At 37.9% G+C, this 13,199-nt stretch carries 11 protein-coding genes; 2 read left to right on the top strand and 9 right to left on the bottom strand.

The window, feature by feature from the left end; translation table 11 throughout:
* Positions 1-29: 29 nt before the first annotated feature.
* Positions 30-1,232, bottom strand: coding sequence for a Gfo/Idh/MocA family protein (locus BM179_RS23020; protein ID WP_092019528.1), 1,203 nt, complete (start codon positions 1,230-1,232; stop codon positions 30-32).
* 85 nt (positions 1,233-1,317) lie between these two features.
* On the bottom strand, positions 1,318-2,535 hold the full coding sequence (locus BM179_RS23025; RefSeq protein ID WP_092019529.1) for a nucleoside permease: 1,218 nt from the start codon (positions 2,533-2,535) through the stop codon (positions 1,318-1,320).
* A 707-nt stretch (positions 2,536-3,242) separates the two neighbouring features.
* Here BM179_RS23025 and BM179_RS23035 point away from each other — a divergent pair.
* A complete protein-coding gene (locus tag BM179_RS23035) occupies positions 3,243-3,713 on the top strand; it encodes a DUF3592 domain-containing protein (RefSeq protein WP_092019531.1) in 471 nt (156 codons plus the stop codon).
* A 427-nt stretch (positions 3,714-4,140) separates the two neighbouring features.
* On the opposite strand, the gene BM179_RS23040 is transcribed toward BM179_RS23035, so the two are convergent.
* Entirely contained in the window at positions 4,141-4,470 is a 330-nt protein-coding gene (locus tag BM179_RS23040; RefSeq protein ID WP_092019532.1) for a helix-turn-helix domain-containing protein, read from the bottom strand.
* Between the two features lie 329 nt (positions 4,471-4,799).
* Here BM179_RS23040 and BM179_RS23045 point away from each other — a divergent pair, with 329 nt between their 5' ends.
* Positions 4,800-5,060, top strand: coding sequence for a hypothetical protein (locus tag BM179_RS23045; protein WP_092019533.1), 261 nt, complete (start codon positions 4,800-4,802; stop codon positions 5,058-5,060).
* A 164-nt stretch (positions 5,061-5,224) separates the two neighbouring features.
* On the opposite strand, the gene BM179_RS23050 is transcribed toward BM179_RS23045, so the two are convergent.
* The 6 genes from BM179_RS23050 to BM179_RS23075 all read right to left on the bottom strand — a co-directional run bounded on the left by BM179_RS23050 (position 5,225) and on the right by BM179_RS23075 (position 12,994).
* Positions 5,225-5,764 carry a nuclear transport factor 2 family protein gene (locus tag BM179_RS23050; protein ID WP_177219496.1) on the bottom strand — a complete coding sequence of 180 codons (540 nt, stop codon included), beginning with the start codon at positions 5,762-5,764 and terminating at the stop codon, positions 5,225-5,227.
* Between the two features lie 159 nt (positions 5,765-5,923).
* Positions 5,924-7,156, bottom strand: a complete 1,233-nt coding sequence (locus tag BM179_RS23055) for a serine hydrolase domain-containing protein (protein ID WP_092019535.1) — start codon at positions 7,154-7,156, stop codon at positions 5,924-5,926.
* A 181-nt stretch (positions 7,157-7,337) separates the two neighbouring features.
* Positions 7,338-7,964, bottom strand: a complete 627-nt coding sequence (locus BM179_RS23060) for an NUDIX hydrolase (RefSeq protein WP_092019536.1) — start codon at positions 7,962-7,964, stop codon at positions 7,338-7,340.
* A gap of 103 nt (positions 7,965-8,067) precedes the next feature.
* Positions 8,068-10,026 (bottom strand): M1 family metallopeptidase, encoded by a 1,959-nt coding sequence (locus BM179_RS23065; RefSeq protein ID WP_092019537.1) that lies wholly within the window; start codon positions 10,024-10,026, stop codon positions 8,068-8,070.
* A 55-nt stretch (positions 10,027-10,081) separates the two neighbouring features.
* Positions 10,082-11,071, bottom strand: coding sequence for a YpdA family putative bacillithiol disulfide reductase (locus tag BM179_RS23070; RefSeq protein WP_092019538.1), 990 nt, complete (start codon positions 11,069-11,071; stop codon positions 10,082-10,084).
* Positions 11,072-11,182: 111 nt separating this feature from the next.
* On the bottom strand, positions 11,183-12,994 hold the full coding sequence (locus BM179_RS23075) for an acyl-CoA dehydrogenase (RefSeq protein WP_092019539.1): 1,812 nt from the start codon (positions 12,992-12,994) through the stop codon (positions 11,183-11,185).
* Between the last annotated feature and the right edge of the window lie 205 nt (positions 12,995-13,199).

The following is a 13,199-nucleotide window of genomic DNA, read 5'->3' on the forward strand; positions in this document are numbered from 1 at the left end:
TGAAACCTCTTTATCAAAATTAAAATGTCTCAGACATTCAGTTTTACCAATTCTACAATTTCACCGCTTTCTTTCTTCTTCACAATCACCTTGATATCTCCGTTTGGGAGAATTTCATCTTTGATAAACCAATGATCTGCATCATATTCCTCAAATACTGATGGTTTGGTCAATCCGGTTTGTCCTCTCCATTCCGGCAGAACGACAGGTTCCCACAGTTTGGTCTTGGCAGATTTGTAAGCAGCATCAATAACTGCATTTACTACGTAACCATCGTAAAATGATTCCTGTGGTGATCTTCCTTCCTCAATGGCATTAAACATATCTGTAAACATGTTTGTATAACCAAGTTCGTGGGTTTCATCGCCAACCGGGAAAAGCCAGCCTGAGGTGGATTCAGCTTTTTCAGCAATATAATTACCATCTCCTTTTCCTGTAGAGAACATTTCAAATCCGGTTCTCAGAAATGAATTGATCCAGATGGTTCCTTCTGTACCCATAACTTCATCACGTAAATCCATACCACCCCTGAAAGTCCAGGATACTTCAAATTGTCCGATTGCCCCGTTTTCGTACTTTACCAGCCCAATGGCATGATCTTCAGCATCAATAGGCTTCACTTGTGTATCTGCCCAGCACATTACTTCAACAGGTTTAACATCTTTTCCGATGAAGTTTCTGGCAATTTCTATGCAATGGCACCCTAAATCCAATATGGCACCGCCTCCGGCCATATTTTTATCCCAAAACCAGTCAGAATGAGGACCGGGGTGTGTTTCTCTTGATTTTGCCCATAAAATCCGACCGATCTGCCCGGCTTTCACGCTGGTTAAAGATTTCAGGAATTTTGGTGTATAGCAAAGGTCTTCAAGATAACCGCCGAAAACGCCCGCTTCTTCACAGGCTTTGGTCATTCTGAGTGCTTCTTCTGCATTTCTTCCTAAAGGTTTTGTACAGAGAACGGCTTTTTTGTGCTTCACGCAAAGCATTACCGCTTCTTCATGAAGATTATTTGGAAGTGCAATGACAACCACTTCCGTTTCCGGATGGGCAACAGACTCTTCCATATTTGTTGAAAAATGAGGAACATCATAGTCTTTTGCAAAGCGTGATGCTGTTTCCTCTCTTCTTGCGTATACCACAGTTACACGATCACGACCACGTTGTCCGTGCAATGAGCTGGCATAAAAGCGGCCAATAAATCCGCCGCCTAAAATGCAAATTTTAGCCATAGTTTATTTATTTTGAGATTGTCAGAAGTATAATTCATCAAAGCGTAATAATAGATGAGAAGGTATTTTGTAAAATCTGAAAGTCTTATATTTCAGCTGTAACAGCTTTTTTTCTATCGTTAAAGAAGATGATAAATAGAAAGAGCACAACTATTGCAATACCCGCCGGAACCATCCAGATAGAAGTCCAGTTGTGAATACTTGCCTGGGTAACAGGATCCAAAGTAGTATATTTGTCAAGAACCAGTCCTGAGATTTTTGACCCGATTCCCATCCCGATACCATAAGTCGCTAAAGTGATAAGACCCTGTGCTGAGTTTTTGATTTTAGCACCGGCTTTATTGTCTGTATAGATTTGTCCGGTAACAAAGAAGAAATCATAACACACTCCATGAAGAATAATAGCCAGATAAAGCATCCATTCTGTAGTGTTAGCATCTCCGTAACCAAAACAGACAAATCTGGTAATCCATGCCAGCAATCCAATAATCAGCATTTTTTTAACCCCTAATCTGCTGTAAGCCAATGGAATTAAGAGCATGAAAATAACCTCTGAAAATTGACCTAAGGACATCTTATTTTCTACATTGGTCATATGAGATTCTGTCAGTGAAGGATTCGCCATAGCATAATAAAATGAAAGCGGAATACAAATCAGAACAGATGAAATAAAGAAAATAAGGAATGAACGGTCTTTAAAAAGAACCAGAGCGTCTAAGCCCAGAATCTGGGAAATACTGACTTTTCCGGTTGCTTTCGGAGGTGTATTTGGTAAAAAGAAAGAATAAATACCCCAGATGAAAGAGCTGACCATAGAAATTTTGAAGATAATAACCTGATCTCCCAAACCATAGAATCCGATGATATTAGTTACCACAATCCAGGCGATAGTACCAAGTACTCTGATTCCCGGGAATTCTTTTTCCGGGGTCTCCATTTGATTCATGGCAATAGAGCTTGACAGTGCCAGCGTAGGAGCGAAGCAAAGAGTGTAAGCCAGAATATACCAGAAAAACTCGTTCGGATCAGTTGTCTGAATGAGAAAAAATAAAACAGCGGAACCCATTAAGCTTAAAATACCCATTACTTTCTGAGCTGCAAAAAAACGATCTGCAATCATTCCGATAAAGAACGGGGCAATAATAGAAGCAATCGAAAAAGTGGCATAGGCATTACCAACGTGATCACCGGAAGCTTTTAAACCTGTTAGAAGATACTTAGACATTTGGCCATACCAGGCTCCCCAGGTAAAAAACTGAAGAAACATCATGACCATCAACTGAATTCTTATGGAGATACGCATAGATAATGTAAAAGGTTGTTAGATATGAAAAGAGTTAATATGTAAATAATATGTTTGATTATGCAATTTAGTCTTTCTTGGTTAATCTGTTATCATTGACTAAAGGGTAAAAACGATTAATTAAATGCTTCGGTAACATACTGCGTATTAGCAAAAAGTCTGATCTTTTCCGAAGCAGATTCTGCATAATTTATATCAGAAAGTCCGGATTTGAAACCTCAAAAATGTGCTTAGTACAATTTTTATGTGAAGAGCTGTTGTTTTGCAAAGCATTTTATTGAAAATGTCTGTTTTTTCACAAAACGAGATTGAAAATTGAAGATTACAGAGAAAAAGTATCATTAAAAATATTTTTTCTTTCAAAAAAATATTTTTTTCGGCAAAACAGGCTTCCGGTAAATCAGTTTTTACAGAAAAATACAATTCTTGTCTTAAATGGGTTTATAATGTAACCTAATGTTTGTGGAAATTGCTAAAAAATGTCTCAAAATACCCTTTTTTTAAACATAGAAGCAATGTTTGTCTGATATCTAAATGCTTGATTTTCAGTTTTATTTATGCTTATTTTGTTTAAAATATCAGGGCAGATACGTTGTCCCAGGAGTAAGCAGATTCTTAAAAAAGTGAAATTTTTAAAACTGACTGAAACAGATATTTTATTCATCAACCAAATAATTGTTTTTTCTAGTACATAAATATAGAGTACCATGGAAAGTGTATTAAGTTCAATTCTTCTTATATCAGGTCGTCCTGCTGCAAATTATGCGGGCCCGACACCTGTTTTTATGGTAGTTTTTACAATTATCGCAGTAGCATTATTAGTTGTAGGAGCTTACCTTAGCCAGCGTCGCCGCCAATGGCTTCAGCATTCTGCTCTTACTCAGGGTAAAATTGTTGAAATGACCAAGCGTTATGCACGGGATGACAATGCGGGTCGTTTCCCGATTTATTTCCCTATTGTATCTTTCAATGTAGGAGAAAAAGAATTCAGAACAGAGGCAGAAAAAGGAATGTCAAGTTCAGTTCAGATCGGTCAGCCGATAGAGGTTCGCTATAATCCGGAAAATCCTTATGAATCAGCATTGGGGACTAAAAATATACCGGTTCCAAAACCAACTATATTTTTCATCCTTGGATTGGTAATGATGTTGAGTTCTATCTTTTTAATGCAATACTAGTAAAGAAACAAGACCATAAGACTTTAGCCTTCAATTTCCTTTTTTGAAAATTGAAGGCTTTTTTTATGGCTTTTGAATAAGCATAGAAATTTTATCTCTGATTATGTTATAACCGGAGCCGGGGTTTTTCCTGTTTTTCAGGAAAGGCAGAAAAATATCACCCACTATGCTGCTGATAGTGACGCATACTCTACTTTTCTTTTTGCTATTTAGGCGGAAGCAATAAGGGTCTGTTTAATTTAACTGATAAACAGTTTCGAGAAAGGTAATTGACGTTCAGATCAATGAAGAAATAAAATCTCTATACATAGATTCTATTTACTTGTCAATAACAGATTGATATAGGCTATCAATAAATCGGCGGAAAAATAATCCTATAAATGTTAAAGAAGCGGCAAGATTCAATAGAGATTGGCGGGGAGCAGGATTAAATTTTGTTCTCTTTCATTAGTAGTCTGTTCTGTAAATCAATAATTTGTCTTTGCATGTCTAATACTTCATCCATTTTAATGTTTACAAATCCTGCCTGTTGTTCTTTAGCATTCGGGAGTTTTTGTAAATCACTCTCACCTGTCAGATATGAAACTGAAACATCCAAAACTCCGGCTATTCTTGAAAGTTGTGAGTATTTGGCGTCATTACGGTTAAGTATTGCATGAAGAGTAGCTTCGGTAATTTTTGACTGGATTGCTAGTTGTAAAAGAGTCATATTTCTTTCAGCAATCAGAACCCTGATTCTATCTTCAATTCTCTTCATAAATATTGTTTTTGATATGTTATAAGTTATTGTTTGATGACTGTTTCGGACGAATTTTTAGGTAAAAAATAACAATTTTTCCAATTACGAATCTAATTTACTCAAAAATATGAGAGTTTAATAAATTGTTGAAAAAAGGTTATGTAATCTAATAAAGCCAATTGGTATTTGTTTTTAGGGTGTTCATCATTTTGATGAAATTTATTCGCTTATAAATTATAAGTTTTACTCATAAAAATATAGTTTTGTACCTGCCTAGCTTAATTGCCTAACTCCTAAGTAGGTTTAACACAAACTGTTAGACACAAATATATATAAATTAATATAATATGCCGCCAAAAGACATTAAAAAAACGGCCGAGATCCTCAAAAGCAGGGTTAAAGAATGTAAAGCCTTTTTACCTAATAACTGGAGACAACGAATAATAAAGATCGCTCCTGAATACGATAGCTTAAGAGGAGCAAGGCTTATGGACAATGTTTTTAAACTGCGTTCATCAGATCTTAAACTTACAGAATTGATAGAAACTATTTCAAAAGAGTATCTTAAACAAGATGAAGAGAAACTTCAGAAAGAGGTAGTAAACTAGCGGTTATCTCCAGAATTTATAGGATTTGTAAATGCATACATATTTGTTTATATGTAGTTTTATGCCTGATTTCCGGAAAAATAATTCCGGTTACAAACAAAAAAGGCTCATTTCAACGGAATGAGCCTTTTTTGTTTGTATATTTATCAGCGATTAAATCTTATCTACCAGCCATCATCCGATTTTGGTTTTACATTAGCGGAAGAAGGTTTTTTCCCCGGAGTTTTCTGCGCAGAAGCAGTTGCAGCTCCGTTACCAACGCCGACTCCTTTGATATTATCTCCCAGATCTGCTTTACTGAATACTCTTGTAACAATTCTCCATTCGTTGCCAAACTTCAACATACTCAATAAATCAACGTATTTAAAGTCTGCAAATTGTAATTCAACTGTAGCTAATGCTGAAATACCAATATAAGCATAAGATACAATTTTCGTAGTAGCCTGAACACCTCCTGCCGGAGTTTTAGCAATAAAGTTTCTGACAGGAATGTCATAAAGTCTGCCATTGACAGAGTTTATACTTCTGAGCATCGCTGTCGGATGAAATGCTTTGTTCAAACGGGATGTATCACCTTTTGTAACACCTTCCAGATAATTGTTGATACACGCCTTCACATTGTCATCTTCAGATTGAGCATTAACCGAAAAGGTAAAGCCGGTTAAAGCAAAAAATAAGTATAGTAGTATTTGTTTCGTTTTCATGATAAACATGGAAAAAGTGGAAGAGGAGATTGGTTTTGCACGTCTAATTTACAAAAACCTTTCCAGTTGAACGGTTTTTTTGAATATTTTATTGTTCTGTCTCAAACCACCGTTTATTCAGTTACTTTCAGTTTTCAGCGATAACTCAGAGAATGACAGTTATTCACTATCCAACTCATTTGGTAATGATTCTCCGGACATGAAATACCAGGCTTTTTCAGGATAAAGAATTGACTGAGCTACCTTAATTCGGCCAAGGTAATGACTTGCTACATTTCCCAGTACGATGATAGCGCTATTATCACGATGATTGTGAAGGTAATAGTTTTTGAATCCGTGCCACCATCCAGTATGGAAAGTAAGCCATGAGCCATCATCCATCAGTTGCAGGCGCCAGCCAAATCCATAATTTTTGGTAATAAGATTTCTGAAAGAATGAGCCGGCTGAAATGCATCGTCCAAAGTACTGAGTTTTACCAGCTTTTCACTATTTAATGCCATATCCCATTTATAAAGGTCTTCAACAGTAGAATAAACACCTTTGTCGCCCACTGCTCCGTCGAGATGATCAAATGGAACCTGCCAGTAACCTCTTCTTCTTGGTGAATATCCGACTGCGGCACCTGCCACCTGTTCAGGATGCATCGGGTCATAGATGAAGGAATGGGTCATTCCGGCCGGTTCGAATAAGTTTTTTCTGGCATACTGCCTGAAATTCATACCGGATAGTTTTTCAACAATATAAGCCAGCAATACATAATTTGAATTATTGTAATTGAACCTTGAATTCGGGAGGTAATTGATTCCGGGTCTGTATCTGGCAAAAAGATCCACAACTTCCTGGTTAGTAATGGGATTTTTTTTGTTAAAAACCCTGTCAAGCGCATAAATATAATTCGGTATTCCTGAAGAATGTGTCAGCAGACTCCGGATGGTAATACTTGAATCATAGGGGAAATTCGGAATGTGTTTCCAGACGGGATCATCATAATTAAGTAACCCTTTTTCCTTTAACTGCATAATTGCGACTGCTGTAAATTGTTTGGAAACAGAAGCTAACTGAAATGGAGTATCAACCGAAAGAGAATCTCTATGAGAAAAATTGGCAAAACCGAAGGCTCCTTTGTAAATGATTTTACCGAATTGTGATACAAGTACAACCCCGTTAAATCCACCTGTTCTATGAAGCTTTTTGAAAAAAGTATCAAGTTTTGCAGCTTTTCGTGCTGCAACTTTTGGATCAAATAAGTTATTAAGACTGTCATTTCTGACATCGACCGGTCCGGTAGGAATATCCGACAGGCTTTTTTGCTGGTGTGAACATGATATGATGCCTAAGAAGAACAAAAATGTAGTGGCGGAAACAAATTTCGTTATTTGCAAAATCTTCACAAGTGTGTCAAATTAAAGTAACAAGCAATTTTTATCAGCCCGCAAGATACAATCTGAAGTTTGATTAAGCCAATTTTCAGAAAAAATTGTAAATCTTACCGGTTGATTTATAACGAAAAAAAGGGTTGAAATTGCGGAACCCCATCAATTTCAACCCTTTTTTGAGTGTATTTTTATTCCTTTAATCCAGAATAACTTCTTTTGCAGGATTTTTATGAAATTCAAACATTAATTCAAGCTGAGAAAAAGTATTTCTGACTTCAGAAAGAGGAGGGAGCTCTTCCAGACCAAAATAGGCAATCTCACTGGTCTCGTTTGTTTCCCGGGAGATTTCTCCACCGGTTTTTTTGCAAAGAACAAAGAATTTATAAACATACCATGGTTCCGGCGGATGCGGATGACACTTTTTATCTAAAACAGCCAGTAATCTTTCAACTGTTACTTCAAGACCCGTTTCTTCCATCACTTCTTTCACAGCCACTTCTGAAGGAGTATGTCCTATATCAGCCCAGCCTCCGGGCAGAGCCCAGCGACCATCAATTTTCTCTTTAACCATTAAAATCTTATGGTCATCATTGAAAATAACAGCACGAATATCTGATTTCGGGGTTTGATAGCCGAATCTCTCCGTAAATAAAGGTGCGATTTTTTCAATAGGTTCTTCGGTAAGTCTGTGAAGAATATCAACACTTATCTCAGAGATTTCCTGATAACGTTCCAGGTCATATCCACTTTGAGAATAAGCCAGTCCTGCCTGAGCGAGTGCCTGCAGGCGTTTTGCGATAGATAACCAATCTGTGTTGTTCATTAAAGAAAAAGGATAATCAGATTATGAGGAGGTAATATGAAAAAGAGAACCGGATAAGAATTCCTTAATTCTATCCGGTTTCCCGTTGAGACTTTTTCTGAGATTAATTCGATTTTGGCGCCTTGTAATTCAAAGGTTTCCAGGTATTATTCTTGGAATTGATGTCAGGAAGAACATGATCCGGGTCAATGCTTACAGATTTAATCGGACTTGTTGAATTCACTTTGAATGTCCAGGAAGCACCTCTTTGCCATATTTCTACCGGAAGAGAGACTCTTTCTTTATTGCCACCGACATACTCTACATCTACCGTTACAGGCATGGCAAGTTTTTCAAGGTTTTCGATAGTAATTAATGCACCTTTTGAAGGATCCTGTTCAATGTAAACAACATCTTTCACAGATTGATCAAGTTTCCAGGTTTCATAGAACCACCCTTTCCAGAACCATCCTAAATCCTCACCTGCTGCATCTTCAATGGTTTTGAAAAAATCATATGGGGTTGGATGTTTAAATGCCCAGCGATTGATATAGGTTCTGAAAGCATAGTCAAAACGCTCGGGTCCTAAAATCTGTTCACGAAGTAATTTAAGGCCGACACCTGGTTTATAATAAGCTTCATATCCCAGACCGTTTGCCTGAATTGCATCAGGAATATTCATAATCGGCTCAGCAGATTCACGGAAAAGTTGTTTGGCCATTTGATGCATATCCATTTTACCGCCTTTGTACTCTCCGGAATTGAAATTATCGGTCGAATAGAAATTGATAAATGTATTAAAACCTTCATCCATCCAGGCAAATTTACGCTCATTACTTCCTACAATCATCGGGAACCAGTTATGACCAAACTCATGGTCTGTCACTCCCCAAAGGGCATCGGTCTGATCTCCGGATCCGCAGAATACGATTCCCGGATATTCCATTCCGCTGACAATGCCGGCTACATTGGTTGCTACAGGATAAGTATATTCATAAAGCCATTTAGAATAGTATTCGATTGCTCCTTTTACATATTCCGTAGAACGGCCCCATGCTTTTTGTCCATCTGATTCAGCAGGATACGCAGACATAGCCAATGATTTTTTCCCGCTTGGTAAATTGATTTTTGCTGCATCAATGATAAAAGCCTTCGAAGTGGCAAAGGCAACATCACGGGCATTTTGACAACGGAATTTCCAGGTCAGTCTTCCTTCTTTTTTCGGTCTTGAATTCGGATCAGTTACTTCGTCTTTACTTCTGATAATAACTGTTTTATCGCTGTTGGCAGCCTGGGCAAATCTTTTTACCTGTTCTGCTGTATATACTTCAGGTTGATTAAGCAATTCTCCGGAACCTACTACTATGTGAGAAGCAGGGACATTGACAGTATATTCAAAATTTCCGTATTCGAGATAAAATTCTCCCGCTCCAAGATAAGGCAAAACATTCCAGCCTTCAATGTCATCATACACGCAAACACGGGGATACCATTGTGCCATTTCATAAATTACGCCATTTGTCGTTTCTTTATAACCCATTCTGTCAGAGCCATATTTGGGAATTTTAAATGAATAGACAATTTTGATTTTAGCAATTCCTGTTTTTTCTGGCAAAGGCTGAGAAAGCTTGAGCTGCATTCTGGTATCTGTTACATAGAAATCAACGTTTTTACCATCAACTGTAACAGATTTAATATCATAACCTCCCTCAAAACCCGTATTTCCGAAACGTCCGCCCAGAACAGAAGTTGTAGCACCCCCGCGGGATTTTGAATTAAATTGATTCTGATCTAACTGAAGCCATAGGAACGGTAATTTATCCGGAGAGAAATTTTTATAAGTAATCTCCACATCTCCTGATACTTCGTTTTTCTCGTCGTCCAGACTTACATTGATTTTGTAATCAGCTGCATTTTGCCAGTAAGCTGCACCCGGAGCACCACTGCCACTGCGTGAGGGTGATGGATTTCCATAATTAAATAATGGATTAAATAAATCGTACTGACTGTAATTTGATTTTGTTTGTGCCTGAGATTCAGAGATTGTCAATAAAGCAGCAAAACCTAAAAGGAGTTTTTTCATGTTGATTTAGTTAGTGATTTCGAAAAGGGCTAGAACCCATATTTAGTTGTTGATTTTAATATTGTTTCTTAAGAAGAATGTGCTGAATGATTTTCTCAGCATGTACCCTGGAATTTTCAATAAAGAGTGAATGTGTATCCATTCCGCCGCAGATTACACCTGCAAGATAAACGTTCTCCAGATTTGTTTCTTGTGTTTCTTCACTATAAGTTGGTTTCATTATTTCGTCTTCTGCCAGAGAAACCCCCGATTTTCTGAGAAAATCCAGATCAGGCTGATAACCGGTCATGGCAATGACATAGTCGTTCGAAATAGTTATAATTCCTTCCGGGGTTTTGATATCTACCTCATTTTCCCGTATTTCGGTTATTTCTGAATTAAAAAAGGCTTTTATCGATCCTTCTTTGATGCGGTTTTCGATATCCGGTTTGGCCCAGTACTTTACTCTTCGGCCGATCTCACTGCCTCTTATCACCATCGTTACGTCAGAGCCCTTTCTCCATGTTTCAAGAGCTGCATCTACTGAAGAATTATTGGCACCAACTACCAATACTTTCTGGAAAGCGTAAAAATGAGGGTCTTTATAATAATGTGTTACTTTGGGAAGACTTTCTCCGGGCACATTCATATTGAAAGGTATGTCATAAAAACCTGTCGCAATTACTATATTTTTAGCAGTATATTCAGTTTTTAAAGTCTGAACCAGATAGGATTGCCAATTTTCTCCGGGCAGAGATTTTATACCTGTTACTTCTTCAAATAGATTTACCTGTAGTTTTTGGTGAATAGCTACCCTCCGGTAATATTCCAATGCCTCGGAGCGTGTAGGTTTGGCATTGTTTGAAACAAAGGGTACATTACCAATCTCAAGTCGTTCAGAGGTACTGAAAAATGTCATATTGATCGGATAATTGTATAAAGAATTGACTAAACAGCCTTTCTCTAAAATAACATAATCCAATCCTGCTTTTTGGGCTTCTAAACCGCAGGCCAGCCCGATAGGACCACCTCCGATTATGATTAATTCAAAATCCTTTTTTTCCATAATTATGGTAACAAAAATACTATAAAAAAAATCCCAACCAAAAGGTAGGGATTCTTGTTTGTTCAATGAAAGTGTAAGCGTGTATCTTTTATTCCCTGCCGGTTTCTTTTCTCAGATAGCAGGTTGCATTTCATTAGAAATAGTCAGTACTTCAGGATCAGTAAGACGTACTGATAAACTGAGTGTTTTCACCAGTTCATAATGAAAATAAAACTTCATTGTATGGATTTTAGATTCATAAAAAGCCAGTTCGTCTCCCGTCGGATTTTTAGTAACCAATGCGGTTTTGGCAACAATTCCCTGCTTCAGCCATTGCCAGGCAACAGTTACAATCCCAAAGAACTCCATATATAAGTTAGCATCTGATAAAAAGACCTCATTGTCGCCTTTCTCAGCAATACCCAGCAAATGCATGGTAACCTTCTGTAATCTTCCTAACTCTTTTTCCAGTTTTTCTGCATATGGAACAAGATCGTCGTGGGTTTGAGCCTCCTTAATAGTTCCGATCATTTCGGCAAAAAGCAACTGAGGAGCTTTGCCACCCTGAAAAGTAATGCCCCGGCCTAATAAATTAAGTGAATGGATTCCTGTGGTTCCTTCATAAATCGACATAATTCTTACATCTCTGGCCATTTGTTCCAAAGGGAAATCTTCGGTATAGCCATAGCCTCCGAAAACCTGCAGGCCTTCATTGACAGATTTAATGCCTGATTCCGCTGGATAGGTTTTGGCAACCGTTGTAAGCAGATCTAAAAGCATCTGGTATCTTTGCCCTTCTTCAGATTTGGCTCCGCTAGCGTGGATCATATCTTCCCAGAAATAACATTCCAGTAATAGTCCCAGGCATCCTTCTACCATTGCTTTCTGAGACAAAAGCATTCTTTTTACATCGGGATGATTAATGATGAACGTTTGTTCCTCTTCCAGATTGCGGTTATTCAGTCTTCTTCCCTGAGGTCGTTCTTTCGCATATTCCAGAGAAGCATAATAGGCTGAGGAGGCGATATAAGTTGCTCCCATACCCACACCTAAACGCGCTTCATTCATCATCTGGAACATGTATTGTAAACCTTTATGAGGTTCTCCTACAAGATAGCCTACAGAATCATCTTTGTCTCCGAAAGTGAGGTGCATAGCCGGAGTGGCTTTTTGCCCCATTTTATGATAAATTCCGGTGGAAACAACATCATTGTCAATGCTGAAATTCCCCTGATCGTCTGCTCTGTATTTTGGTACCACAAAAAGAGAAATGCCTTTTGTGCCGAGCGGAGCGCCATCAATTCTTGCCAGAACCAGGTTAATAATGTTACCGGTAACATCATGGTCTCCTGCTGAAATGAAAACCTTCTGACCTTTTATCTTAAAGGAACCGTCAGCCTGAGGAGAGGCGGTTGTTACTACATCAGAAAGAGAGCTTCCTGCCTGTGGTTCAGTCAGACACATGGTTCCTGACCATTCTCCGGTAATCATTCGGGAAGCAAAAGTTTCTTTCAACTTTTCTGAACCAAAGGAAAGAATGAGATGCGCTGTTCCGGTGGTAAGACCAGTAAACATCACAAATGAATTATGTGCAGCTCCTCTGATGAACTCATTGGCGGCACCTATTACGGTCGGTAATTGTTGTCCTCCGTCTTCATAAGGAAAAATGGCTCCGATCATACCGGAATCTCCCATAGCTTTGACATAATCCTTTACAGCAGGATGAACTTTTGTTTTCCCGTTAATAAGTTCTGGCTGTTTCCGGTCGGAGTCGATGTAAGAGGGACGCAAAATTTTGTCCGCAATTTCTTCCGCGGTATCCAATACCATATCAAACATATCAGGTGTATAATCCTGAAAATAAGGATATTTGATAAGTTGATCAACCTGAATAACTTCCTTTAATAAGAAATCAAGATTTCTTCTCGAATATTGCTTTGCCATGGTTCTGAGAATTTTCTGCTGAAACTGTTTGAGTCCTGATTTAACCGAACCTTAGATCGGTTAAAAAACGTCTTGTAAAAATACAAATAAAAAATAATATTATGCAAGCATACTATTATTATAAATATATGTTTATCTTAATTGTAAATAGAAGCCATAGATATTAGGGAAATACATAGGAAAAAGGGTAATTTTAGGGTTGTTA

This window comes from Pseudarcicella hirudinis (assembly GCF_900115665.1).
In the GTDB taxonomy this organism is placed as follows: domain Bacteria; phylum Bacteroidota; class Bacteroidia; order Cytophagales; family Spirosomataceae; genus Pseudarcicella; species Pseudarcicella hirudinis.